General features: G+C 70.9%; 23 protein-coding genes. 1 reads left to right on the top strand and 22 read right to left on the bottom strand.

Annotation, left to right across the window (positions count from 1 at the left end; all coding sequences use genetic code 11):
* Window positions 1–14: 14 nt before the first annotated feature.
* The 20 genes from CIK71_RS04915 to CIK71_RS04825 form a co-directional block, all read right to left on the bottom strand.
* Entirely contained in the window at window positions 15–317 is a 303-nt protein-coding gene (locus CIK71_RS04915; protein ID WP_096164037.1) for a DUF2469 domain-containing protein, read from the bottom strand.
* A complete protein-coding gene (locus tag CIK71_RS04910) occupies window positions 314–1,132 on the bottom strand; it encodes a ribonuclease HII (protein ID WP_096164036.1) in 819 nt (272 codons plus the stop codon). The genes CIK71_RS04915 and CIK71_RS04910 overlap by 4 nt, the downstream gene beginning before the upstream one ends.
* Entirely contained in the window at window positions 1,129–1,902 is a 774-nt protein-coding gene (gene lepB, locus CIK71_RS04905) for a signal peptidase I (protein WP_096164035.1), read from the bottom strand. The genes CIK71_RS04910 and lepB (CIK71_RS04905) overlap by 4 nt, the downstream gene beginning before the upstream one ends.
* Before the next feature lie 30 nt (window positions 1,903–1,932).
* Window positions 1,933–2,511 (bottom strand): signal peptidase I, encoded by a 579-nt coding sequence (lepB, locus tag CIK71_RS04900; protein WP_096164034.1) that lies wholly within the window; start codon window positions 2,509–2,511, stop codon window positions 1,933–1,935.
* 7 nt (window positions 2,512–2,518) lie between these two features.
* A complete protein-coding gene (gene rplS, locus CIK71_RS04895) occupies window positions 2,519–2,869 on the bottom strand; it encodes a 50S ribosomal protein L19 (protein ID WP_096164033.1) in 351 nt (116 codons plus the stop codon).
* Between the two features lie 325 nt (window positions 2,870–3,194).
* Complete coding sequence (gene trmD, locus CIK71_RS04890; RefSeq protein ID WP_096164032.1) at window positions 3,195–3,935, bottom strand: tRNA (guanosine(37)-N1)-methyltransferase TrmD; 741 nt, start codon at window positions 3,933–3,935, stop codon at window positions 3,195–3,197.
* A 7-nt stretch (window positions 3,936–3,942) separates the two neighbouring features.
* A complete protein-coding gene (gene rimM, locus CIK71_RS04885; RefSeq protein WP_096164031.1) occupies window positions 3,943–4,530 on the bottom strand; it encodes a ribosome maturation factor RimM in 588 nt (195 codons plus the stop codon).
* Window positions 4,531–4,761: 231 nt separating this feature from the next.
* Entirely contained in the window at window positions 4,762–5,004 is a 243-nt protein-coding gene (locus tag CIK71_RS04880) for a KH domain-containing protein (protein WP_096164030.1), read from the bottom strand.
* A gap of 1 nt (window position 5,005) precedes the next feature.
* Window positions 5,006–5,485 (bottom strand): 30S ribosomal protein S16, encoded by a 480-nt coding sequence (gene rpsP / locus CIK71_RS04875; protein ID WP_096164029.1) that lies wholly within the window; start codon window positions 5,483–5,485, stop codon window positions 5,006–5,008.
* A 233-nt stretch (window positions 5,486–5,718) separates the two neighbouring features.
* Entirely contained in the window at window positions 5,719–7,038 is a 1,320-nt protein-coding gene (locus tag CIK71_RS04870) for an Nramp family divalent metal transporter (RefSeq protein WP_096164028.1), read from the bottom strand.
* A gap of 118 nt (window positions 7,039–7,156) precedes the next feature.
* Window positions 7,157–8,278: an amidohydrolase family protein gene (locus CIK71_RS04865; RefSeq protein ID WP_096164027.1), complete on the bottom strand. Its 1,122-nt coding sequence runs from the start codon at window positions 8,276–8,278 to the stop codon at window positions 7,157–7,159.
* A 42-nt stretch (window positions 8,279–8,320) separates the two neighbouring features.
* Entirely contained in the window at window positions 8,321–9,913 is a 1,593-nt protein-coding gene (gene ffh / locus CIK71_RS04860; protein WP_096164247.1) for a signal recognition particle protein, read from the bottom strand.
* 109 nt (window positions 9,914–10,022) lie between these two features.
* Window positions 10,023–12,368: a [protein-PII] uridylyltransferase family protein gene (locus tag CIK71_RS04855; protein ID WP_096164246.1), complete on the bottom strand. Its 2,346-nt coding sequence runs from the start codon at window positions 12,366–12,368 to the stop codon at window positions 10,023–10,025.
* Window positions 12,358–12,696, bottom strand: a complete 339-nt coding sequence (locus CIK71_RS04850; RefSeq protein ID WP_096164026.1) for a P-II family nitrogen regulator — start codon at window positions 12,694–12,696, stop codon at window positions 12,358–12,360. The genes CIK71_RS04855 and CIK71_RS04850 overlap by 11 nt, the downstream gene beginning before the upstream one ends.
* A complete protein-coding gene (locus CIK71_RS04845) occupies window positions 12,693–14,111 on the bottom strand; it encodes an ammonium transporter (protein ID WP_096164025.1) in 1,419 nt (472 codons plus the stop codon). The genes CIK71_RS04850 and CIK71_RS04845 overlap by 4 nt, the downstream gene beginning before the upstream one ends.
* Before the next feature lie 316 nt (window positions 14,112–14,427).
* Window positions 14,428–15,960 (bottom strand): signal recognition particle-docking protein FtsY, encoded by a 1,533-nt coding sequence (gene ftsY / locus CIK71_RS04840; RefSeq protein ID WP_096164024.1) that lies wholly within the window; start codon window positions 15,958–15,960, stop codon window positions 14,428–14,430.
* Window positions 15,961–16,147: 187 nt separating this feature from the next.
* Entirely contained in the window at window positions 16,148–16,312 is a 165-nt protein-coding gene (locus CIK71_RS17655) for a hypothetical protein (RefSeq protein ID WP_176485546.1), read from the bottom strand.
* Window positions 16,313–16,401: 89 nt separating this feature from the next.
* On the bottom strand, window positions 16,402–16,827 hold the full coding sequence (ndk, locus tag CIK71_RS04835; RefSeq protein WP_096164023.1) for a nucleoside-diphosphate kinase: 426 nt from the start codon (window positions 16,825–16,827) through the stop codon (window positions 16,402–16,404).
* 52 nt (window positions 16,828–16,879) lie between these two features.
* Entirely contained in the window at window positions 16,880–17,299 is a 420-nt protein-coding gene (locus CIK71_RS04830; RefSeq protein WP_245857292.1) for a DUF4233 domain-containing protein, read from the bottom strand.
* A gap of 2 nt (window positions 17,300–17,301) precedes the next feature.
* Window positions 17,302–18,651: a bifunctional folylpolyglutamate synthase/dihydrofolate synthase gene (locus tag CIK71_RS04825; protein WP_176485545.1), complete on the bottom strand. Its 1,350-nt coding sequence runs from the start codon at window positions 18,649–18,651 to the stop codon at window positions 17,302–17,304.
* Window positions 18,652–19,015: 364 nt separating this feature from the next.
* Here CIK71_RS04825 and CIK71_RS04820 point away from each other — a divergent pair, with 364 nt between their 5' ends.
* Window positions 19,016–20,584 (top strand): WXG100 family type VII secretion target, encoded by a 1,569-nt coding sequence (locus CIK71_RS04820; protein WP_096164244.1) that lies wholly within the window; start codon window positions 19,016–19,018, stop codon window positions 20,582–20,584.
* A gap of 131 nt (window positions 20,585–20,715) precedes the next feature.
* On the opposite strand, the gene ileS is transcribed toward CIK71_RS04820, so the two are convergent.
* Both ileS and CIK71_RS04810 read right to left on the bottom strand, forming a co-directional pair.
* Complete coding sequence (ileS, locus tag CIK71_RS04815) at window positions 20,716–24,012, bottom strand: isoleucine--tRNA ligase (protein ID WP_096164021.1); 3,297 nt, start codon at window positions 24,010–24,012, stop codon at window positions 20,716–20,718.
* A 290-nt stretch (window positions 24,013–24,302) separates the two neighbouring features.
* Window positions 24,303–25,823 (bottom strand): sensor histidine kinase, encoded by a 1,521-nt coding sequence (locus tag CIK71_RS04810; RefSeq protein ID WP_096164020.1) that lies wholly within the window; start codon window positions 25,821–25,823, stop codon window positions 24,303–24,305.
* Window positions 25,824–25,827: the final 4 nt, after the last annotated feature.

The following is a 25,827-nucleotide window of genomic DNA, read 5'->3' as shown; positions in this document are numbered from 1 at the left end:
GCGGGATGGCCCGATCAGGGCAGGGAGATGTCCTGCTTGTTGAGCTCCTCGATGTTGACGTCCTTGAACGTCACCACGCGCACCGAGCGCACGAAGCGGTTGGAGCGGTAGATGTCCCAGACCCAGACGTCGGCCAGGCGGAGCTCGTAGAAGACCTCCCCGCCGCCGGAGCGCACCTGCAGGTCGACCTGGTTGGCGAGGTAGAAACGACGCTCCGTCTCGATCACGTAGGTGAAGAGGCTGACCACGTCGCGATACTCGCGGAACAGCTGGAGTTCGAGGTCGGATTCGTAGTTCTCGAGATCCTGCGCGCTCACCGACGCTCCTCCTTCGGCTGGGGTTCCCACTGGTCGCCCCACAGTACGCCAGCATGGCTGAGCGTCGGGAGCGGGTCCGGTGCCGGCGCGGGCGCGGGAGTCGGGTTCGCGACCGGCGCGGGCGCCTGGGGCGAGGAGCGCTTCGGGACGGTCCCGGCACCAGAGCCCAGGCGCCAGCTGCGACGGTGGTGCTCGTGGGTCCCGTGGCGGTCGATCGCCTCCCGGTGCACGGCGGCGCCGTACCCCTTGTTCTGTGCCCACGAGTACTCCGGGGCCAGGGCGTCGAGCTCGACCATGTACGCATCACGGGCGACCTTCGCGAGGATGCTCGCCGCCGATACGCTCGCGCAGTCGCGGTCCGCCGCGACCCGCAGCTCGACCAGTGGAGCGGGCCGCTCCGCCGAGCCGAGCTCGGCCGAGAGCACGTCGACGTTGCCGTCGAGCAGGATGGCGTCGATCTCCACCTCGAGCGCCTCGAGCGCTCTCAGGGCGGCACGGGTCAGTGCGGGGACGATGCCGATCTCGTCGATCTCTGCGGCGCTGGCCCAGCCCACGGAGCCGGCATGAGCTGTGTCGAGGATCGGGTCCACGAGCGCCGCGCGACGCAGCGCCGAGAGCTTCTTGGAGTCGCGCACGCCCTCGGGCAGGGCCGCGACGCGCCCGCCGACGATCTCGATCGCGCAGGCTCCCATGGCGACCGGTCCGGCGAGGGCGCCGCGCCCCACCTCATCGATGCCCACGACGACCCGGCGCCCGGGCCCGCACCGTGCGGCCAGGGAGAGCTCGGCGTCGAGGGTGGGGGCGACGATGCTCACGGGTGATCGGGGACGTCGGAGAAGGCGTCCTGTCCGTCGCCGAGGCCGTCCCAGCGGCCGATCGGCCAGAAGATGACCTGGGCCTTGCCGGTGATGTCATCCTCGGGGACGAAGGCGCTCTCGCCCTGGTCCTCGTGGTACGCGGAGTCCGCGGAGGCGAAGCGGTTATCGCCCATCACCCAGACATTGCCCTCGGGCACGGTGACGTCGAAGGCGACCTGGCAGGCCGCGGTGGCCTGATTGATGTAGGGCTCGTCGAGCTCCACACCGTTCACCTCGAGCGACGCGCCCCGCTCTGTGCACACCACGTGATCACCGGGGAGACCGATCAGGCGCTTGACCAGGTGGTCCTGGGCAGGGTCGGGTGCCAGGCCGACGGTGCTGAGCACGGCCATCAGGCGCATCCGCGGCGTGGACTCCGTGGTCGTCTCGCCGCCGATCCAGTCGTCGGGGTCCTCGAAGACGATCACGTCGCCACGGTGCAGATCGAACACCCCGGGCGTCAGCTTCGACACCAGGATCTTGTCGTTCTCGACCAGGGTCGGATTCATCGATGCCGAGGGGATGTAGAAGGGCTGGATCAGGAAGGTCTTCACGAGCACGGCGATGACCAGGGCGACCGCCATGGTCACCAGCGTGTCCAGCCAGAGCGGCAACCGTGCTCCGCGGCGAGTGCCCGCGCCTCCGCGGGACCTGGTCGAGGGGTCCTCGCCGGGTGCGGCACCCTCCGGATCGGGCACAGCACTGCGGGTTTCCTCGGACGCGTTCATCGCTTGGATACTATCTGGCGAACCTGCGTGTCAGAGCGCACCGGCGCGAGGCAGTGGCCACACGCGTCGGTCGACCTCCCCCACCACGCGCTCCACGGGGATCATCCCGCCCCCCGGAGCGCCGAGCAGATGCCGAGAATCGGTGGAGTCGCCGCGGTTGTCGCCGAGGACGAACATGCGGCCCTCGGGCACCACCAGATCGAAGTCGATCTCACTGGGCACCGTGCCCACGGGCAGATACGGCTCCTCGAGCGGATCGCCGTTCACGGTGAGCTCCCCCGCGCTCGTGCAGCACTGCACGTGATCGCCGCCCACGCCGATGACCCGCTTGACCCAGTACCGGTCGCCGTCGGCCGCGGACGGTGCGAAATAGCCGGAGCCGTCGAAGACGACGATCGCGCCACGGTGGGCCGTGCCGCGCTCGGAGCGATCGGCGAGGATCACGTCGCCGGGCGCGAGCACCGGTTCCATCGAGGCCGACGGGACGCGGAACGGCTGGGCCACGAAGTGCCGCAGTGCGACCGCGGCCACCAGCAGCAGCACGACGCAGACGGCGGCGGCCACCACGGAGTGGGGCCGCCGCCGTCCAGACGCGGAATCGCGGATCATTCCTGGATCAGGAGTGGTTGCGCTTCTCCTTGATGCGGGCCTTCTTGCCCGTGAGGTTGCGCAGGTAGTAGAGCTTCGCGCGACGCACGTCACCGCGGGTGACGACCTCGATCTTGTCGACGGTCGGGGCGTGCACCGGGAACACACGCTCCACGCCGACGCCGAACGAGATCTTGCGGATGCGGAACGTCTCGCCGATGCCGTGGCCCTGGCGGCCGATGACGTAGCCCTGGAAGATCTGGATACGAGAGCGGTTGCCCTCGATGACCTTCACGTGCACCTTGACGTTGTCGCCGGCGCGGAAATCGGGGACGTCCTCGCGCAGGGACGCCTTGTCGAGCTCATCGAGCTTCTGCATGATGGTTCTCCAGCCCTCCGCCTCAGGTCGGACAGCTTCGTTCGTGGGGCTTCCCGAGAATCGGGATGCCCCTCATGAACTGTCGATCCGGCGAGGAGCGAGCTCCTCGTGCCGGTGTGCTGAGCCTCTGGCGGCGACTCCCGTCGCCACGGACCTGCCCGACCGCTTGGTGCGCCCCTCCCCTGAGGCAGAGGAGCGCGCGGTGTGCACAAGGGGTCATTCTTCCAGTGGGGACCGGCCGTGGCAAGCCCTCATCGACATGTCAGCGCTGGTCACAGCTCACCGATCTGTCGGCTCCGTCACGCGGCTGCGTCGCGGGGCGGCATCACCGCGCCGCGTCGGGCCCCTCGAGCAGATCGGGACGGCGTTCGCCCGTGCGCTGCACGGACTGCGCATGGCGCCAGGCGGCGATCCTGCCGTGATCACCCGAGAGCAGGACCGGCGGCGCCTCGCGGACCACTCCGGCAGGATCGGTCCAGCTCGCCGGGCGCGTGTACAGCGGGTACTCGAGCAGACCGTCGGAGTGGGACTCCTCGACCAGGGACTCGGCATTGCCGACCACGCCGGGGACCAAGCGCACCACGGCCTCGGTGATCGCCAGCACGGCGACCTCGCCGCCGTTGAGCACGTAGTCGCCCAGCGACGCGAGAGCGACCTCGTAGCCGACCTCCGCGAGATGCTCGTATACCCGCTCATCGATGCCCTCGTAGCGCCCGCAGGCGAAGATGATCCATTCGCACTGGGACCATTCCTGTGCGGTGGCCTGCGCGAAGGGCTCGCCCGCCGGGTTCGGGAAGACGATCAGCGGTTCGACGTCCGCGCCGAGCGCATCCTGACCGGCGGCGCGCACTGCCGCGAACGCGTCGGCCCACGGCTCGGGCTTCATGACCATGCCGGCCCCGCCGCCCAGCGGGGTGTCGTCCACCGTGCGATGGCGGTCGTGGGTCCAGCTGCGCAGGTCGTGCACCTGCAGGTCGATCAGGCCCTCGCGGCGGGCCTTGCCGATCAGCGAGAGCTCGAGCGGAGTGAGGTACTCCGGGAAGATCGTGAGGACGTCGATGCGCATCGCGCGCTCAGCCCTTCGATCGCGAGGACGGCGCGGACGTCTCGGGCTCCGGGCCCTGCTCGTCCTCGGGCAGCGCGTCGAACAGCCCGGCGGGCGGGTTCGCGGTGACGATGCCGGCCTCGAGATCGATCTCGGGCACGAGCTGCTCCACCAGCGGCAGCTGGACGCGGCGGCGGTCCGAGGTACGCACCACGAGCAGATCCTGAGCCGGATAGTGGTCGATCCCCTGCACGATGCCGAGGTCCCGACCGTCGATGTGGCGCACGGGGAGCCCCTTGAGCTGGCTGAGGTACCAGGCGTCGGGGTCCTCGTCGGCCTCTTCCTCGGCGTCCACCGCCATCGTGAGATCGACGCCCCGCAGCGATTCGGCGTCGCTGCGGTCGGTGACCTCCTCGAAGGAGACGTACCAGCGATCCTGCTGGAGCCGGGTGCCGTGCACGGTCAGGGTGCGTCGGCCGGTGGGGGCATCGACCGCGAACGACGCGCCGCGCTGGAACCGCTCCTCGGGCTGGTCGGTGCGCAGGATCAGCGCGACCTCGCCGCGCAGCCCGTGGGCCCTGCCGATGGTGGCGACGATGACGTCGAGAGTGCTCATACCAGTCCTTCGTTGTCGTCAGCGGCAGCGCCGCTCCCGGTCTCCCCGGAAACGCGCGCGACGGTCTCCCGAGCTCGCTGGTCCACGGTGCGGGCATCCTTCACCCGGTCGGCGAGCAAGCGCGGCCTCCTATGTGGTGACCTTCGGGAATGCCAGGAGCGGCACCGCTCGGGCATGCCTGTTGTCGCAGTCATGCCGGCGATGCCGCTCCGAGAGGTCGTACGAGGCAACTCAGCGCCGGTCGACGTCGACGATGTCGACGCGCACGTCATCCTCCGAGAGGGCCGCGGTGACCGTGCGCAGTGCACGGGCGGTGCGACCCGATCGACCGATGACGCGACCGAGATCGGCTGCGCCGACCCGGACCTCGAGCAACGGGCCGCGGCGCGTGTCCTTCTCGGTCACGCTCACAGCCTCGGGATCGTCCACGATGCCGCGGACGAGATGATCGAGTGCTTCGGCGCGAGAGCTCATCTCAGGCCTCGTCGGTCGCTGCGGCCTCGGCGTCCTCAGGAGCCTCGCCCTCGGCCGGGACCTCCTCGGAGCCCGCCTCGACCTCGGCGGCCTTGGACTCCTTGGACTCCTTGGCCTTCTTCGCGCCGTCGCGGGACTCGGCGGCGGCCTTGTCGGCCTCCGCGATGAGCTCCTCGGCGGTCTTCTTCGTCTCGGCGGACTTCAGGGAGCCGGCGGCGGTGGTCTCGCCCTTGGCCTTCTGCCAGTCGCCGGTGATCTTGAGCAGAGCGGCGACCTGCTCGGTCGGCTGCGCGCCGACACCGAGCCAGTACTGGGCGCGCTCGGACTCCACCTGGATGACCGAGGGGTCCTCGGTCGGGTGGTACAGGCCGATCTCCTCGATCACGGCGCCGTCGCGCTTCTTGCGCGAGTCGGCGACGACGATGCGGTAGAACGGTGCACGGATCTTGCCCATGCGCTTCAGACGGATCTTGACAGCCACGTGGGTGGACTCTCCTTCAGGGATGTTCGGGTGAGTTCCGCCGCAGCCTGTGGGGTCATGCCGGCGCTGACGGTCCTCGGGGTGACGTGCACGGGCGGGTAGAGGGCCGGCCCATGCACATACAGGGAACGAGTATGCCAGGGATCGGCGCCGGTGCACCACCCGGGCGGATGTGCACCGGGGCACATGTCCCCCATGAGGGCCCGACCGGACGCTGACCCCCGGCTCCCGGCTCAGCCGGGCAGCGCGTCGAGGAGCTGATTGATTCCTAGCGCGACGAACAGCAGCGTCACCGCGCAGAGCGCGATGTTGCCCGCGGGCCCGTTGCGCCACCCTTGCGGCATGTGCCGGGAGTTCATCAGCACCAGCAGCGTGACCGCCAGGAACGGCATGAAGAAGGAGCCGAGCACACCGTAGGCGATGATCACCTGCACCGGTTTGCCCATCAGAAGCAGGAGCATCGGCGGGACGGTGAGCCACAGGACGTAGAAGCGGTAGTACTTCCCGCCGATGCGACGGTCGGGGTGGTCCTCGGCCTTGCCCCGGACATGGCCCCAGAAGTCCGCGAACATCACCGAGACGCCGTTCCACACCCCGAGCACTGAGGAGAAGGACGAGGCCCAGAAGCCGATCAGGAAGATCCAGCTGAACGCCGTCCCGTAGCGGTCGGCGAGCACGTCCGAGAGGTCCAGCAGCCCGCGGTCGCCCTCGTCTATCGCGATGCCGGAGGAGTACAGCAGCTCGGCGCCGACGATGAGCATCGCGACCACGAAGATGCCGGAGATGACGTACGCCATGGCGTTGTCGATGTGCATGACCCTCATCCAGCGGGGCGTGGACCAGCCCTTCTCGGTCAGCCAGTACCCGTACGCGGCGAGGGTGATGGTGCCGCCCACGCCACCGGCGATCGACAGCGTGTACACGAGCCCGCCATCAGGGATCCGCGGGACCAGGCCGCCGAGGACCTCGCCGAGGTTGGGCAGAGTGACCACCGCAGCACCGACCACGGTCACGAACATGACGCCGACCAGCACCGCGACGAGCTTCTCGAGCGCGTGATAGCGGCCCATCCACACCAGAGCGGCGCCGAAAAGTCCCGAGAGGACCGCGTAGACCATGAAGGGCATCTCCGCGATCCAGCCGATGTCGCCGAGCACCGGCAGCTGGGGCACGAGGGCGGCCAGCGGCAGCGCGGAAGCGCTCATCGCCGTCGCCCCATACACGAAGCCCCAGATCATGATGTAGGGGCCGAAGTACCAGGAGGTCCACCGGCCCACCCGGCGCCAGCCCTCGAAGATCGAATGGCCTGTGGCGAGGGTCCAGCGGCCGGCGCCCTCGACGAGCACGATCTTGATGACGACGCCGGCGACGGCGGCCCACAGCAGCGCGTAGCCGTACCGCGAGCCGGCCACCAGGGTGGCGACGAGGTCTCCGGCGCCGATACCGGTCGCGGCCACGACGAGGCCAGGGCCGATGAGCTTCCATTTCGGTGGGGCCATGCTCCCGGCGTCGTGCGGGGCCTGCGGGCGGAGCGCTTCGTCCTCGGAGTGCATTCCCCGACGGTAGCGCCCCGGCTCGTCCGGAGGACGGTTCTGAGCGGCGAGTCCGGCGAGTGCGTCACGGCGCCTGCGCCGGACCGTCACGCAGTCACGCAGTCACGCAGTCACGCAGTCACGCCACGATCCGTCCGCCCAGCACGACGTGCGTGCGACCACGCAGCAGCCGATGATCGGTGCGCGGGTCCCCGGGCAGCACGAGCAGATCGGCCGGGGCGCCGTCCTCGAGCGCCGGCACGCCCAGGAAGCGTCGGGGAGCCCACGTGGCGGCATCGAGGACCGCCGCGCCGTCCAGCCCCGCGCGCGACAGCTCATCGAGCTCGTCATGGATGATGCCGTGCCCGAGCACTCCCCCGGAGTCGGTTCCCACCAGCAGCTGCACCCCCGCGTCGTGGGCGTCCCGGGTGCGCTCGTAGCGGCCCGCACGCAGTCGGCGCATGTGCCCGGCGTACGCCGGGAACTTCTTCTCGCCCTGCTGCGCGTAGGTCTCGAACTCGTCGACGTTGACCAGCGTGGTCACGACGGGAATGCCGGCATCGGCCGCCCGGGCGATGGTCTCGTCGGTCAGGCCCGTCGCATGCTCGAGGCAGTCGAAGCCGGCGTCCAGCGCGAGCGGCAGCGTGGCCTCGTCGAACGTGTGGGTCGTGATCCGTGCCCCGGCCTCATGGGCGGCGCGGGCCGCGGCCGCGAAGTCCTCCGCATCCCAGCAGGGGGTGAGGTCGCCGGCGGTCCGGTCGATCCAGTCCCCCACCAGCTTCACCCAGCCGTCGCCGCGGCCGGCCTCCCGCGTCACCGCAGCGGGGAGGTCCTCGGGCTCGACCTCATCGGCGTAGCCGATCAGGTAGCGGCGGGTGCGGGCGAGGTGGCGGCCGCACCGGATCAGCCGCGGCAGGTCGTGCTGCTGCTGGAGGGGTGAGCTGTCGATGATCGATCCCGCGTCGCGGATCAGCAGCACCCCCGTGTCGCGGTCGGTGAGGGCCTGCTGCCGGGCGGTCTCCAGGGTGGTGCCTTCGCCGCCGTCGCCGATGCCGAGATGGCAGTGGAGGTCCGCCAGTCCCGGGACGACGACGCCGTCGATCTCCTGGATCTCCGTGCCGGCGGCCAGCTCGGGCCGCTGATGATGGATGCGGCCCTCCGCCACCCAGGCCTCGGAGAGCTCCTGCTCGGGCCCCAGCAGGATCGGGCCCCTCAGGTGCAGCACGGGCGAGGTGCGGGGGTCAGCAGTCGTGGCGCTCATGGCCCGAGCGTACCCACGCCGGCGCGGCCGCCCGCGCCGGCCTCACTTCCCGCCGAACAGCTTCTGCATCTCCGGCGGCAGCTGATTGGGATCGAAGTCCGACAGGTCCGGCGTGCCGGACTGCGTCGCTCCGCCGCCGAACGCGGAGCCTCCGGTCGACTCGCCCGCTGCGGCCTTCCGATCCAGCTCCGCCTGCTCGCGCGCGGCCTTGGCCGGGTTCTTCGACTTCGAGGTCTTCTTCTTGCCCTTCTGGGGGGCCTGCCGGCCCCGCGACTTCTTGCCCATGCCCATCCCGGGCCCGCCGGGCATGGCGGGCATGCCGCCGCCGGCCATGCCCTTGCCCATCGTGCGCATCATCTGCTGGGCCTGCTTGAAGCGCTCGAGCAGCTGATTGATCTGCTGGACGGTCGTGCCGGAGCCGCGGGCGATGCGGCTGCGACGCGAACCGTTGATGACCTTGGGGTTGTTGCGCTCCTCGGGGGTCATCGAGCGGATGATCGCCTCGATGCGCCCGATCTCGGACTCGTCGAAGTTCTCCAGCGCGTCGCGGTGCTGGCCCATGTTCGGCAACATCCCGAGCATCTTCTTGATGTTGCCCATGTTCTTGAGCTGCTGCATCTGGCTGAGGAAGTCGTCGAGCGTGAAGTCTTCGCCCGAGGCGATCTTCTTCGCGGCCTTCTCGGCTTCCTTCTGATCGAAGGCCTTCTCGGCCTGCTCGATCAGGGAGAGCACGTCGCCCATGTCGAGGATGCGGTTGGCCATGCGATCCGGGTGGAAGCGTTCGAACTCGTCGAGGCTCTCACCGGTGGAGGCGAAGAGGATCGGGCGCTGGGTGACACCGGTGATCGACAGGGCGGCACCGCCCCGGGCATCGCCGTCGAGCTTGGACAGCACCACGCCGGTGAAGCCCACGCCGTCGCGGAAGGCCTCGGCCACACGGGCGGCGTCCTGGCCGATCATCGCGTCGACGACGAACAGGGTCTCGTGAGGGTCGACGGCGTCGCGGATGTCCCGCGCCTGCTGCATCATGTCCTCGTCGATGCCCAGGCGACCGGCCGTATCGACGATGACCACGTCGTGCTGCTGGAACTGCGCCGTGGAGACGCCGTTCATCGCCACCAGCACGGGGTCGCCCACGCCGTTGCCGGGCTCGGGCGCGAACACCGGCACCCCGGCGCGGTCCCCGACGATCTGCAGCTGGTTGACCGCGTTGGGCCGCTGGAGGTCGGCGGCGACGAGCAGCGGCGTGTGGCCCTCGGACTTCATCCACTTCGCGAGCTTGCCGGCGAGTGTCGTCTTGCCAGCGCCCTGGAGGCCGGCCAGCATGATCACCGTGGGCGGGTTCTTCGCCCAGTGCAGCTCGCCGGTCGCGCCGCCGAGCACCTCCACCAGCTCGTCGTTGACGATCTTGACGACCTGCTGGGCGGGATTGAGCGCCTTGGAGACCTCTTCGCCCAGTGCGCGCTCGCGCACCCTCCCGGTGAACTCGCGCACCACGGAGACGGCGACGTCGGCGTCGAGCAGGGCACGACGGATCTCGCGGATCGTCTTGTCGACGTCCGCTTCGGTCAGGCGGCCTTGGCCGCGCAGACCCTTCAGCGACGCTGTGATGCGATCGGAGAGGTTGTTGAACACGAAGCGCTTCCCCTTGGTCGGACGGACCGCCTCAGTGTAGTGGCCGCTCCCTGATCCGAGCACACCGGGGCGCCGTCGCCGAGGCGAAGGGCACGTAGGGCGGCCCGGCTCAGGTGGCTGCGGCGTCCATCAGCGCGGTCACGATCCGGCCGACGGTCGGCGGGTCCAGGCCGCGCCCGTGCTGATCGGTGAGGTAGAGGACGTCCACCGCGCGGCGGCCCAGGGTCAGCACATGCGCGCTGCGCACCTGCAGGCGGTGCACGGTGATCACCTCGGCGACGTCGGCCAGCAGACTGGGACGGTTGCGGGCGTTGACCTGGACCACGGTCGCCTCGCGGGAGGCGCCGGGCAGCAGCGTCACCACCGGGGTGTCCTCGGTGGTGCGGGGCGGCGGGGCCGGGGGCAGCTCGAGCACGCGGGCGTCGGGACGGTCGCGGACGGCGAGCTCGCGGTCCAGCGCGCTGCGCAGCACCGAGGGGTGCGGCAGATCCGCCGGGGCCGCGGCGACCCACCAGGTGTTCACGGCGACCCCGTCCTGGGTGCCCACCACGGCACTGTGCACGTCCAGTCGCAGACGCACCAGCACACGCGCCATGGCGGCGAAGACGCCGTCGCCGTCGGGGGCGCCGACGCAGATCTGCGAGATCGGTTCGTCCTCGGTGTGCGCGGGATAGACGACCTGCGCGCTCCCGGTGCGCTGCACGGCGGTCCGGACCGCATCCTGCACGGAGCGCTGCGGCGAGAGCACGATGCGCGGAGCGGGGGCGGTGCCGCTGAGGGCATCCCGGGCCAGATCGGTGAGGTGGTCGACGAGATCCGCCCGCCAGGTGGACCAGGCCGCGGGTCCGGCCGCCACCGCGTCAGCCTCGGTGAGCGCTCTCAGCAGCTCGAGCACCTCGGGGTCGTGGTCGATCGCGTCGAGCAGATCGCGCAGGGTGGCGGGATCGGCGAGGTCGCGTCCGGTCGCCAGGCGGATGAGCGTCAGGTGCTCCCGCACCAGCAGGGCGATCGCGCGTGAATCCGCTTTGTCGAAGCCCAGATGACGGGCCGCGGTTTCGGCGAGCGGTGCCCCCTCGGCGGCGTGATCGCGCGCACCCGAGCGCTTGCCGAGGTCGTGGAGCAGGGCGGCGACCAGCAGCAGGTCGGGCCTGCCCACCCGTGCCAGGAACCTCTGCGACTCCAGGACGGTCTCCACCAGGTGGCGGTCCACGGTGAAGCGGTGCACGGCGGAGCGCTGGGGGCGGTTGCGCACCTCGGCCCATCCTGGGACCCAGCGGGCGAAGATTCCCTTCACGTCGAGCGCCTCGTAGACCTGCGCGAAGTGCTCCCCCGCCAGGGAGTCCACGAGCACGTCCCGCTGAGCGGGGACCAGCGGTGCGGTGTCCGCGTCGGCCATCCGGGCGAGCGTGGCGTCCGCGAGCGGGAGTCCCGTGGTCGCGGCGTGGCGGACGGCCGCCAGGTCGCGCAGCAGGTCCCGCGTGGACGGGTCCACCGAAACCTCTCCGGCCTGGACCAGGACGCCGTGGGGCAGGCGGGTCAGCGCCGGCCGGCGGTCGCTGCCGGTGCCTCGAGTGGCGCTCCCGCCGGGGGCGAGAGCGGCCTCGGCGGCGCGGACCGTGCGGTGCAGCTCCCAGGACACGGCGCGTGCGGCCTCGGCGAGCACGGCGTGATGGTCGTCGGCGGTGGCGTGACCGGTCAGCGCCGCGACCGAGTCCTGATCGGCCCGGCCCAGTCGGGTGCCGGCTGTGCCGGTGACGGCCTGCAGGGCGTCGCGAGCATCGCCGAGCGTCCGGGCGGCCGCATCGACCACCTCGTGATCGTGGTCGGCCAGCCAGCTCTCGGCAAGGGCACGGATGACCGTCACATCCCGCAGCCCGCCGCGGTCGGACTTGAGGTTCGGCTCGGAGGAGTGGGCGAGCGACCCGTAGCGGTCACCCCGGTCCATGGCCAGGTCGACCAGGTCCGAGACCCGCCTGCGGGCCTCCCGGCGCCAGCGCATGCGCACCCGGTGCGCGGTGTCCTCGACGAGGTCGGAGTCGCCCGCGATGACGCGCAGGTCAAGCAGGGAGATCGCCGCTCGCAGGTCGTCGCGGGCAACCTGGTCGCATTCCTCGGGGCTCCTCACGGCATGGTCCAGCGACGTCCCCGAATCCCAGATCGGGTACCACAGGGCGTTCGCGAGCCGGTTGGTCTCCGCCTGGTCGAGACGGTCGGGGTCGATCAGCAGGACCAGGTCGAGGTCGCTGGCCGGCCCCAGGTCCCGGCGTCCCAGCGATCCGATGGCGCCGAGCGCGGCCCCGGAGGCCGGCCCGCCGGCCCCTGCCCAGAGCTCGGTCAGCCAGCCGTCCACGAGGGCGGCCTGCTCGAGCCTGCGGCGGGGGCCGGCGGAAGAGTCCGCGAAGCCCTCCTGGAGCACCTGCGTGATCCGTCGTGCAGAGAGGCCCTCAGAGGGCATCCGCGTCCCGTTCGCCGGTGCGGACACGGACGACGTCGTGGACCTCGGTGGTCCAGACCTTGCCGTCACCGATCCGCCCGCTGCGCGAGGCGGCGATGACCAGGTCGATGATCGCGGATTCGTCGGCATCCTCCGCGAGCACCTCGACCTTGATCTTCGGGATGGTGTCGATGGTGTACTCCGCGCCGCGGTACACCTCGGTGTGGCCGCCCTGGCGCCCGTACCCGGCGACCTCGGTGATGGTCAGTCCGCTGACCCCGTACTCTCGCAGCGCATCGGTGACGGCCCGCAGGGCGTGCGGCTGGATGATCGCGGTGACGAGCTTCATCGGGGCTCTCCTGTGGTGACGGTGCGGACGTCCTCGGCCGTGGGATCGGTCGGGGCGGCGGGCTCTTCTGCGCCCGGCGCCGGATTCCGGGGCTCCGACGTCGATCCGCCGGCCGGGGAGACCGGGAAGGAACCGGCGCCGAGGGGTGTCGGACGTTCCCGCCGAGAGGCGAGGGCACCGGCGAGATCGTATCCGGACTCGGCGTGATGGGCGATATCGATGCCGGCACGTTCGTCGGACTCGCTCACCCTCCACCCCATCGTGTACTTCAGGGCCAGGGCGATCACCGTCGTGAGCACCCCGGAGACGATGATCGCGGACACAGCCACGAGCACCTGCACCACCAGCAGGCTCACGCCGCCCCCGAACAGCAGGCCGCCGTCCGCGGCCAGCACGCCGATGAGGATGGTGCCGACGAGCCCGCCGACGAGGTGGACTCCGACGACGTCGAGGGAGTCGTCGAACCCGAACCGGTGCTTCAGGCCCACGGCGAGGGCGCAGCACGCTCCGGCGATCAGACCCAGCACGATCGAGGTGATCGGGGTCAGCGCCGCGGCGGCGGGGGTGATCGCGACCAGGCCGGCGACCACGCCGGAGGCGGCGCCGAGGCTGGTGACATGCCGATCTCGCAGTCGCTCCACGAGCGCCCAGCCGAGCATCGCGGCGGCCGTCGCGACGGTGGTGTTCACCCAGGCGAGCCCCGCGGTGGCATCCGCCGTGCCGGCCGACCCGGCATTGAACCCGAACCAGCCGAACCACAGCAGAGCCGCACCGAGCATGACCAGCGGCAGGTTGTGCGGCTTCATCGGGTCCGTGCCGAAGCCCTTGCGAGCGCCCACCACGAGCGCCAGGACGAGCCCGGCGACGCCGGCGTTGATGTGCACCACGGTGCCGCCGGCGAAGTCCACCGGCTCGGCCAGCGCCGCGAAGGGTCCGTCGGCGCCGAGCAGTCCTCCGCCCCAGACCATGTGCGCGAGCGGCGCGTAGACCACGAGCACCCACACCGCGGCGAAGACCATCCAGGTGCCGAGCTTGACGCGGTCGGCGATGGCCCCGGAGATCAGGGCGGTGGAGATGATCGCGAAGGTCATCTGGAATCCGGCGGCGACGAGGAAGGGCACGCCGGACTCGGCGAGGAGGGACTGCTCATCGGTGCCTGCCAGCCCGATGTGTTCCAGAGGGTTCCCGAGCACGCCGCCGACGTCCGTTCCGAAGGCGATCGAGTATCCGCCGATCGTCCAGGCGATGGCGACCACGGCCATGGCCGTGAAGGACATCAGCATCATGTTCAGGACGGTGCGGGCGCGCACCATCCCGCCGTAGAAGAGCGAGAGTCCGGGGGTCATGAGCAGCACGAGTGCGGCGCTCACGAGGATCCAGGCGGTCGCCCCAGTGTCGAGGGTGAAGGGCTCCATGGTGTCTCCGAACAGGAGTGGGGCCGGCCCCGGATCGCCTCAGTGATCCGAGGTCCGCGCGGCCCGGTGGGTCGCGCTCACATCGTGCGGGGATCCTGCCCGTGCGCCTAGGGCGGAGAGGTGCCGTGATCATTCCGTGACCCGCCGTCCCGGTCGACGGACGTCCTCGAGGCGAGAGCCCCTCGAGGACGACGACCGCCCTCGGGCGACGACCCCCTCCGGCCGCATCTGCCCCGGACGCAGCGCGCCCCCGTCCCCGACATGGGGACGGGGGCGATCACGCGACGGCCCGACGACCGCGCCGCGCAGCGCGGCCTCAGTCGCCCAGGAGCGCATCCACGAAGCCGTGGGGGTCGAACGGGGTGAGGTCGTCCATGCCCTCGCCGAGACCCACCATCTTGACCGGCACGCCCAGCTCGCGCTGGACCTTCACGACGATGCCGCCCTTCGCGGTGCCGTCGAGCTTGGTGAGCACGATGCCGGTGATCTGCACGGCCTCGGAGAACACCCGGGCCTGCTGCAGGCCGTTCTGGCCGGTCGTGGCGTCGATGACCAGGAGCACCTCGGCCACAGTGTCGCCATGCAGGCCCTTCTCCGCCACCCGGCGCACCTTGCCGAGCTCGTCCATCAGACCCTTCTTGTTCTGCAGACGGCCGGCGGTGTCGATGATGACCACGTCGCTCCCCTGCGCGATGCCCTCCTTCACGGCGTCGAAGGCCACTGCGGCGGGATCCGCGCCGTCGCGGTCCGCGCGCACCGTCTCGACACCCACGCGGGACCCCCAGGTCTCGAGCTGGTCGGCGGCGGCGGCGCGGAAGGTGTCGGCGGCACCGAGGACGACGCTGCGCTCGGCGGCGACGAGCACGCGTGCGAGTTTGCCCACGGTGGTGGTCTTGCCGGTGCCGTTGACGCCGACCATGAGCAGCACGGAGGGCAGCTCGGTGCCGTCGGCGGCGTCGCGGCGGCTGGCGGCGAGGCGGCGGTCCAGCCCGGGGTCGATCAGAGCGATGAGCTCCTCGCGCAGCACCTCGCGCACGGCGGCGGGATCGTCCGTGCCGAGCACCTGGATGCGTCGGCGCAGGCTGTCCAACAGCTCGTCGGTGGCGTCGGGGCCGAGGTCCGCCAGGAGCAGGGTCTCCTCGATCTCGTCCCAGGTGTCTTCGTCCACGCTGCCGCGGGTGAGCAGGCCGAGGATGCCGCGACCGATCGCCCCGGAACGGGCGAGACGGTCCCGCAGGCGCACCATGCGGTCCGCAGGAGCTTCGGGGGTGTCCAGGACGGGCGCGCCGGCGAGGGTCGCCTCGTCGGTGACGTCGACCGATTCTTCGGCCTCAGCAGGCACCGCGGGCTCGACGGTCGCCGCAGCGTCGGCGGAGGCGGTCGAGTCGTCGGACGGAGCAGGCGCTGCCGGCTGAGCGGTCCCCGCATCATCGGCCGGCGCTGCGGGCCCGACGGGATCCGCGGTGCCGGGTTCCGTGGCGGTCTCGTCGGCCACGGTGGTCTCGGCGGCAGCCTCGGCGCCCTGCTCGGGCTCCGTCGTGGGCGCCTGCACGGACCGTTCGGGCTCTGTCGTGGGGGCCTGCTCGCTTCGCTCGGGCTTCGCCGTGGGTGCGGAGAGGGTGTCGGCCCAGCTGGGGGCGGCCGGTCGTTCCTTGGCGGCGGTCGTGCTCTGCGCCGTCGAGCCGGTGGGAGCGGACGTGCTGCTGGTGCTCTCACCTCGGCGTCCCGTCGTGTCTCCGGAGTCCTTCCGCTTTCCGCGACTGCGGACGAAGGCCCAGGCCCCCGCACCGATGACGAGGATGCTGCCGCCGCCACCAGCGATCAGGGCAAGGATGTCATTGGGATCCACGGGTCACCTCCGGGGTCGGGGAAGCCGACGATGCGGCGCGGCCAACGGCCAGTGTAGGCCGCTCATGGGAGGTGCCCGCCTGTCAGGAGGCGATCTGGAGGAGCCGGCGCTGCGGAGGCGCACGCGCTGTGGAGGACCGTCGGCCCCAGCGCTCCGGAGGACAATCCTCCGTGCGGGGCACGAAGGGTCAGCGGCGAGTGCGAGAAGTGTGCCTCGGATCGCGCTGCGCACCGTCGTCCTGCCCCGCCCGATCCCGCTCACGCAGGTGCGGAGCCGCGACCGCAGCGAGGATCCCGATCGCGACCAGGACGGCGAGGCCCAGGAAGACGATGGTGACGACGGGAAGTTCCATGACCATATTGTGCACGCCGCACCGTCCGATGTGCACAATCTGACGGTGCGGCGCGTCTCACGTGGTCGTGCTGGCCGTACGGGGTGTGATCAGCCCAGTTCGGGGAACCAGATGCTGATCTCGCGGGCTGCGGACTCCTCGGAGTCGGAGCCGTGCACGAGGTTCTGGATCACGGGGAGGTCCCACTCGCGGGCCAGGTCGCCGCGGATGGTGCCGGGGGCGGCCTCGGTCGGGTTGGTGGCACCCGCGAGGGAACGGAAGCCGGGGATCACGCTCTCGCCCTCGGCAACGATCGCGACCAGGGGGCCGGCGCCCATGTACTCGACCAGCCCGGGGTAGAAGGGCTTGCCCTCGTGCTCGGCGTAGTGGGCGGCCAGCTCCTCCGCCGTGGCGGTGCGCTGGGCCAGGGCGACGATGTCGTAGCCCTTCGTCTCGAGCCGACGGATGATCTCCCCACGCAGTCCGCGCTGGACGGCATCGGGCTTGAGCAGGACAAGGGTTCGCTGTGCGGTCATGGCACCAGGGTACCCAGGGCCAGCGGCGGAAACGGACCGGACGCGTCGGGCCTCAGCCCTCGCTCTGAGGTCCCTCTCCCCGAGCTGCCAGCACCCGGGTGTCGATCGCATCCTTCTCCCGGTCCAGCTGGTGCCCCTTGAACGCGCCGTAGACGAAGAGCGCGGCGAAGGCCGCTCCCACCAGCCACATGGCGGTGACCTGGAGGCCCAGCAGGATCGTCGGGATCTGCAGGGCCATGCCCAGCCAGTAGGGCCAGGCACCGCGCTTGAGCATCCCCGAGCACGCCACCAGGGCGAGCACGGTGAGCAGGCCCCAGATCCAGGTCGTCACGCGTTCCCCCGGGGCCAGCTGATGCGCGACGAGCACGGCGAAGAAGACCACGAAGGCCTCCACCACGAGGGTGGTCGCCGAGATCATGCGCTGCGCGCCGTGGGGACGCGTAGAGGGTGTCAGGTCCATGGACGAAGACATGGTCAGTCCTCCTCCGGGACGCCGAGCAGGTCGCGCACCTCGGCCGCGAGGGTCACCGAACCCGCCACCACGATCCCGCCGAACTGATCGCCGCCGACCTCGGAGAGGTTCACGGCGGCCTGGATCGCATCGGGCAGGCTGCCGTGCTCCAGCACGCGATCCTCGTCGTCGAAGATCTCCCGCGCCAGATCGGCCAGGACATCGGCGGGGATCGCACGGGGCGAGGACGACTGGGAGATCACGACCTCGTCCAGGAGCGGCTCGAGGACCGTGAGGATCTCCTCGGCGTCCTTCTCCTGGAGGATCCCGACCAGGCCGATGGTGCGGGTGAAGCGGAAGTTCTCGCGCACCGTCTCGACGAGCTTCTGGGCACCGGCGGGGTTGTGCGCGGCGTCGAGCAGGATCGTCGGAGATTGGCGCACCACCTCGGCGCGCCCCGGCGAGGTGACGGTCGACAGCGCCGCGGAGAGCAGCTCGCCGTCCAGCGGCGCGGTCCCGTTGCCGAGCAGCGCTTCGGCGGCGGCGACCGCGAGCAGGGCGTTGCTCGCCTGATGCTCGCCGAGCAGGGAGAGGAACACCTCCTCATAGCGGCCGGCGATGCCCTGCAGGGTGAGCATCTGACCGCCCACGCCCGGCGTGCGGGCGAGCACGCCGATCTGCTGGTCCTCGACGGCGGCCTCCGCGCCGAGCTCCATGATCCGGTCGCGCAGCACGTCGGCGGCGTCCTCGAAGGGCTGGGAGGCGAGGATCGCGGTGGCCTCCGCGGTGAGGATGCCCGCCTTCTCGCCGGCGATCTCCGCGATCGTGTCCCCCAGGTAGTCCATGTGGTCCATCGAGATGGGGGTGATGACGGTGACGTCGGGGTCGACGACCCCGGTCGCGTCCCAGGTGCCGCCGAGCCCGGTCTCGACCACGGCGACGTCGACCGGCGCGGAGGCGAAGGCCTGGAAGGCCATCGCGGTGAGGTACTCGAAGTAGGTCAGCCGCACTCCCCCGGCGGCCTCCTGCTCGGCGTCGACGATCGCCGCGAAGGGCTCGACGTCCTGATAGGCCTGGAGGAAGCCCTCCTCGTCGATGGGGACGCCGTCGATCGCGATCCGTTCGACCGGGGAATGCAGGTGCGGGCTGGTGGTGCGCCCGGTGCGCAGGCCCGCCTCGCGCAGGATCCGCTCGAGAATGCGCGCGGTGGTGGTCTTGCCGTTGGTGCCGGCGATCCGGATCGACCGGTACGCCTGCTGAGGGTCCCCCATGAGCTCCATGACCCGGGTGACGCGCGAGAGGTCCGGTTCGATCCGGTTCTCCGGCGCCCGCTCGAGCAGTGCGGCATAGACCTCTCGCAGCTCGGGCGACATGGCCGGACGGGACGTGCCCGGACGAGGAGAACTCGGCACAGGGGCTCCTGGGGTTCGTGGGGCGGATGGACCATTGATCAGTGTACGAGCCGCGCCTGGGGACCAGCGGTCCGCAGGAGGGTGTCCTTCCTCCCCACAGGGCGGTCCTCCACACGTGCAGGCGGGCCCCTGTGCCGTGCGCGCCCCCGTCCCTAGCCTTCGAGCATCATCTGCGCCGGTGCATCCGGCTCGACGCCGCCAGGAGGGCTGCGATGTCACCGCTCGGAGCCGGTTCGGCGCACGCCGCCCGTCGATCCGCCGCGTGCTCCGAGCGGCCGTCGCCCCGGAGCCTCGCGAGGGTCTGCTCGCAGGGGGCGGGTCGACGATGACCGGCTTCCGGGGGATGGACACCGACGCGGCGCGCGCTCACGGCGAGCGCCTCCGCAGCGCCTCGAGCGAGGTCGAGGATCTGCGCGGCCTGCTCGGCGTCTCGGTCCACGGGGCGCAGTGGGCCGGACCCGACGCAGACGCCTTCCGCGCACTCTGGAGCGAGCTCGCCGCAGCATCTCTCGCGTCCCTGTGCGAGGACCTGCTCGCGGCCGGGGAGCGGGTCCTGGGTGAGGCCGACGAGCAGGACATCGTCTCGGAGCAGGACGGGTCCGAGGTCGGGCCTGCGGGAGGGCCCAGCACGATTCTCGACGCCCCGGTGGAGGACTCCGCGAGCGGCTATCTCCAGGACGATCTCCCGTGGGCGCCGAACTGGTGGGAGCAGCCGCTCGAGCACGCCTTCTCCGACATCGCCCGGGCAGCGTCCGACAGGATCGGTCGGGGCCTGGACGACGGGATCGACCGGCTCGAGTCCGGTCTCGCCCACCTCGGTGTGCGGACCGACGGGATCGCGCAGTTCCAGCGCGATGCCGACCACTTCGGCGCGATCCTCCAGGACTGGGCCACCGGCGATCGCGTCCCGACCTACGCCGAGCTCGGCGCAGCCGCCGCCGTGACGGCGGGGTCGGCCGGCGTGGGCGTGTACGAAGCGTCCACCGGCGAGGACACCGTGCTCCTGGACGACCGCCCAGGAGGTCACGTGCTCGGGGTGGAGACCGACGTGAGCACCAGCCGCTCCCCTCAGGATCTTCGGGAACTCATCACCGACAACGATGCGCTGCGCGGGCGGTCGCTGGAGTCCGGCCGGATCGGGATCCAGGAAGTCCGGGCGGCGGGTGGCGCGGAGCCGTCGTACATCGTGCAGGTCCCGCCCACCGAGGGGGCGCTGGTCACCGATGTCCCCGCGGCCTACGGGGGCCAGGGGAACTCCCGGGACTGGGGATCGAATCTGCGCCTGGTGGCCGGTCAGCACCCGGCCGCGATGGACGATGTGCGTGCCGCACTCATCGCCGCGGACGTCCCCGCCGGGGCGAACGTCCTGATCGTCGGCCACAGCCAGGGCGGGGTCATCGCGAACCATCTCGCCGCGGATCCGAGCTTCAACAGCCCGACCGGGGCGACCGGGACCTACAACGTCACCCACACGTTCTCGGTCGGCTCACCGGTCCAGACCGTGATCCCGGCTCAGGCCTCCACACAGTCGGTGAACGTCAACCATGAGGCCGCCGTCGGCACCGGAGGATTCAGCGGCGATCTGATCGCCGCAGCGGACCTGGACGGGGCGCAGCCCGGAGGCACGCACCTGAGCGCGCCCACCCGGCACGAGGTGACGCTCGCCCCCTCGCCAGGAGCGGATGTCGATCTCATCGCGGTGCTCGAATCCGAGCACAACTCGGTGGGGCCGGGTCACGACCCCACAGGCGGCTACGCGGGCTCGGTGGCTCGCGCCACCGCCGGCGATCCCACACTCTCCGCACTGGAGGATGATCTGACGGGCACCTACCTGGGCGAGGGCACCTACGTCTCCCGCTCGGAGGTCGTGAGCGTCGGGCGGGGAGCGGCGTGAACTCGCCAGGATCGGCGCCTTCGGCGAGGTCCCGCCAGGGCGCCACCGACCGCAGCGCAGCGGGGCGGGGCACCGCTGCTGCGACACCCCGCCCTCCTGCGGCTCCTCCCGGATCTGCCGGGCCGGTCGGCTCAGACCTTCGCGACAGACACCGTCACGGTGCCCCCGGAGACCTTCTCGCTCGCGCTGTGCGCTCCCGCGCCGGGGGCGGCCGGGACCTCGAGCTCCACGGCCAGCACCTCGGCGGCGACCAGCTCGCGGTGGGTCGAGACGGCGGCGACGACCTGCTCGTCGCCGTCCACGGTGAGACGGATGCGATCGGAGACATCGAACCCGGCTCCACGACGCGCGGACTGGATCGCCCGCACCACATCGCGTGCAGTGCCCTCGGCCTCGAGCTCGGGACTCACCCGGGTGTCGAGCGCGACGAAGTCACCACCGCGCAGCACGCCGACGGCGCGACCCTCCATCGCGGACGTCTCCCCCGCCACGAGGTCCAGCGAGTACTCGCCCGCTGCCAGCTCGATGCCGCCGGAGGTGACCACGCCCGCCTCGTCGAGCGACCAGTCGCCGCTCTTCGCGCCCTTGATGACCGTCTGGACCTGCTTGCCCAGACGCGGGCCCGCAGCACGGGCGTTCACGCTCAGACGCTGCTCGACGCCCATGCCCTGGGCCTCCTGGCTCGCCACGTCCAGCAGACGCACGGACTTGACGTTGAGCTCGTCGGCGATGAGCGCCGAGAAGGCCTCGAGCCCGGTCGGATCGTGATGGACCACGGTGAGCTCCGCGAGCGGCAGGCGTGCACGCAGCTGCTCCTTCTTGCGCAGGGAGTTGCCGACGCCGGCGATCTGGCGCACGGCATCCATCCGGGCCACCAGCTCCTCGTCGCGGGGGAAGAGATCGGCATCGGGCCAGTCGGTGAGGTGCACCGAGCGGCCGCCGGTCAGCTGCTTCCAGATCTCCTCGGTGACCATGGGCAGCAGCGGTGCGGCCACCTGGCAGAGCGTCTCCAGGCAGGTGGAGAGCACGTCGATGGCCTGCTCGTCCCCCTCCCAGAAGCGGTCCCGCGAGCGGCGCACGTACCAGTTGGTGAGCATGTCCAGGTAGTCCTGGATCAGCTCGGCCGCGTCCGCGATCGCGAGCGCGGTCATGGAGTCCTTGACGTCCCGCACCAGGTCGCCGGTGCGTGCCAGGAGGTAGGTGTCCATGACGTCGGTGGACTCGTAGCGGGTCCGACCCCGGTAGCCCGTCGGCCGCCCCTGTGCGTCCTTCTCCCCCGCCGCGTTGGCGTACAGCCCCAGGAAGTACCAGACGTTCCACAGCGGCAGCACCACATGGCGTGTGGCGTCGCGGATCTTCGGCTCGTCGACGATGAGGTTGCCGCCGCGCAGGATGGGCGAGCTCATGAGGAACCAGCGCAGTGCGTCCGCCCCGTACTTGTCGTACATCTCGCGCACGTCGGGGTAGTTGCGCAGCGACTTGGACATCTTCTGCCCGTCCTCGCCGAGCACGATGCCGTGGCAGATCACCGACTTGAACGCCGGGCGATCGAACAGCGCGGTGGAGAGCACGTGCATGACGTAGAACCAGCCGCGGGTCTGACCGATGTACTCCACGATGAAGTCCGCCGGGTTGTGGCTCTCGAACCAGTCGGTGTTCTCGAAGGGGTAGTGCACCTGCGCGTAGGGCATCGAGCCGGAGTCGAACCAGACGTCGAAGACCTCCTCGACGCGGCGCATGGTCGAGCTCCCGGTGGGATCGTCCGGGTTCGGCCGGGTGAGCTCGTCGATGTACGGGCGGTGGAGGTTGACCTCGCCGTGCTCATCGCGCGGGAGGGTGCCGAAGGCCTCCTCGAGCTCGGCCAGAGAGCCGTACACGTCGACGCGGGGATGGTTCGGATCGTCGCTCTTCCACACCGGGATCGGGGAGCCCCAGTAGCGGTTGCGGGAGATCGCCCAGTCGCGGGCACCCTCGAGCCAGCGCCCGAACTGCCCGTCCTTCACGTTGCCGGGGACCCAGTCGATCTGCTCGTTCAGCTCGAGCATGCGCTGGCGCTGATCGGCGACCTTCACGTACCAGGAGCTGACGGCCTTGTAGATCAGCGGGTTCCGGCAGCGCCAGCAGTGCGGGTAGGAGTGCACATAGCTGGCCTCGCGCAGCAGGCGGCCGGCGCGCTGGAGATTGCGGATGATCGGACGGTTCGCCTCGAACACCTGGACCCCGGCGATCTCGTCGAGTCCCGTGCCGGCGAAGTAGTCCAGGAACTGGGCGCCTTCGTCCACCGAGACGATCACGGGGATGCCGTACTCGGCGTTGACCTGCTGGTCGATCTCACCGTAGGCGGTGGCCTGATGGACGACGCCGGTGCCGTCGTCGGTGGAGACGTAGTCCGCGACCGTGACGATCCAGGCGTTCTGCGTTCCCCACTTCTCGCGGTCCTCGGAGTAGATGGTCCACAGTGGCTCGTACTGGACGTGCTCGAGCAGCTCGCCGGTGATCCTGCGCCCGTCGAGCGCGGCCACGGCGTCCTCAGCGCTCTCGTAGCCGAGCTCCTTGGCGTAGGAGCCGACGAGCGACGTGGCCATCAGGAAGCGGCCCTCCCCGGCGGCGGTGCCGTCGGCCGCGCCGAGCGGACCGGCGGCGACCACCGAGTACTCGAGCTCGGGGCCCACAGCGAGCGAGAAGTTCGTCGGCAGGGTCCACGGTGTCGTGGTCCAGGCGAGGGCCTTGACACCCTCGAGGTCCAGCTCACGAGCCTTCTCGCCCACGAACGGGAAGGTGACCGTGACGGTCTGGTCCTGGCGCTCCTGATAGACGTCGTCGTCCATGCGCAGCTCGTGCGCGCTCAGCGGTGTCTGGTCCTTCCAGCAGTAGGGCAGCACGTAATAGCCCTCGTAGGCGCGGCCCTTGTCGTGGAGGGTCTTGAACGCCCACAGCACGGACTCCATGAACGTGACGTCGAGGGTCTTGTAGTCGTTCTCGAAGTCGACCCAGCGGGCCTGGCGGGTGACGTAGTCCTCCCACTCCTTCGTGTACTTCAGCACCGAGTTGCGCGCGGCGTTGTTGAAGGCCTGCAGGCCCATCTCCTCGATCTCGGACTTCTCGGTCATGCCGAGCTCTCGCATCGCCTCGAGCTCGGCGGGCAGGCCGTGGGTGTCCCAGCCGAAGCGGCGATCGACCTTGTCGCCGCACATCGTGCGGAAACGCGGGATGACGTCCTTGACGAAACCGGTCAGCAGGTGGCCGTAGTGGGGCAGACCGTTGGCGAAGGGAGGGCCGTCGTAGAAGACGAACTCCTCGGCGCCCTCGCGCTGGGCGATCGAGGCGCGGAAGGTGTCGTCGGTCCGCCAGAACTCCTGGATGGCGTTCTCGAGCGCGGGCAGGTTCGGCGAGGGGACGAGCGGGTCTCCGCTGACCGGGTAGACCATGGGACGGACCTCCGAGGAAGAACAGGGGACGACGGCTGGGACATCACGATGTCCGAGGACGCTCTCCGGCGCAGGGCCGGTGGCGCGGTACCACCTCGGTTGACGCCTGGTCCGCACCGGCGGACCGATGCAGGGGCGCCCCCTTGTTCCTCAGCGATGACGGGCTGGTCCCGGCGGGTTCTACTGGACCTGCGCCCGCGAGCGGGCGACGGGCTGTTCTTCCCGCGGCTCTCCGGTGATGGCCGGGTCGATGCCGATGCGGGCCAGTGTACGCGGCGGCTGCTGCGTGGTCATCCGCCCGCGAGCGGAAGAGACACGGTGAACACGGTGCGACCGGGCGAGGAGCTGAGGTCGATGGTGCCGTGGTGCGCCTCGGCGATCGCCCGGACGATGGACAGCCCCAGGCCCGTCGTGCCCTCGGCACCGGAGCGGGCGCGGTCGGCACGGGTGAACCGCGAGAACACCTCGGGGACCAGCGCAGGGTCGATGCCGGGTCCTGCATCGAGGACCGTCAGCTCCGCCCGTCCCTCCTGCGAGCGCAGCTTCACCTCGATCTCGGTGCCCTCCGGGGTGTGCTTGCGCGCGTTGGACAGCAGGTTCGCGACGACCTGGCTGAGCTGACGGGGATCCCCGAGCACCACGACGGGCTCGTCGGGCACGCGCACGTCCACCGGGTGGTCCTGGGCGGCGGCGCGGGCGTCCATCACGGCCTCCAGGGCGATCTCGCCGAGGTCCACCTCGTCCTGGACCTGCGGAGCTCGGTCGTCGAGCCGGGTCAGGAGCAGCAGGTCCTCCACGAGCGAGGTCATCCGGGCGGACTGCACCTCGAGCCGGTCCACGGACTGCTGGCCGCGCTCGCCGAGGTCCTCGGTCAGCCGCAGCATCTCGGTGTAGCCGCGGATCGCGGTCAGCGGCGTGCGCAGCTCGTGGGAGGCGTCCGCGATGAAACGGCGCATCCCGTCCTCGCTGCGCTGGCGCACCTCGATCGCCTCCTCCACGTTGTCCAGCAGGAGGTTCAGAGCCCGGCCGACGTCCCCCACCTCGGTCCCCGGGGTCGAGTGCTCGACGGGCACGCGACCGTCGATGCTCACGGTCCCGCTGCCCAGCGGTGTGCGGGCCACATCGGAGGCGAGATCGGCGACGCCTTCGAGCGGGCGCAGGGTGCGACGGATGATGAGTGACCCGCCGATGCCGGTCACGGCGAGCGCGACGGCCCCGGCGGCCAGCAGGGTGAGGTCCAGGCGCAGCAGCGTCGAGCGCAGGGAATCGGTCGGCAGCCCGGTGACGACGACGGCGCCCTGGTCGACCGGGCGCACGACCACCCGGTACGTGCCGAGGGAGAGGGACACCGGCGCCGCCCCAGCGCGCTCGGCCTCCGCCATCACCCCCTCGAGCTCACGGAGGTCCGCGGCGGGGAGCTCGCGCACCTCACCGTCCTGATCGCGCCAGACGGCCGAGTCGAGCGTGCCGCCGCTCCCGCCCTTGCGCTCGCCACGGGCGGTGAGCTCGAACTCTCCGCTGTCCGGGCCCTCGCCGGACGGCGGCCCGTGCGGGTCCGGTGCTTCGGTGGGACCAGCGTCCTGCAGCTGCTCGCGGCCGACGGCACGATCGGCGGCGCGCTGCAGCTGGGCATCGAGCTCCGCGTCGAGCTGGTTGCTGAGGCTCGCGTGGGTCAGCAGGCCCAGCGCCAGGCACACCACGGCGACCGTCACGACCAGTAGGGCCACCAGCGTGGTCCGCAGCCCGGCTCGCCGACGGCCGGGGAGAGCGTCGGGGGCGGAGCCCTCCGTCGACGACGGGACGGTGCTCACCGTA

Origin of the sequence: Brachybacterium alimentarium (genome assembly GCF_002332425.1) — a bacterium.
Lineage (GTDB): Bacteria > Actinomycetota > Actinomycetes > Actinomycetales > Dermabacteraceae > Brachybacterium > Brachybacterium alimentarium.
This window is presented reverse-complemented; position numbering and strand designations above follow the sequence as displayed.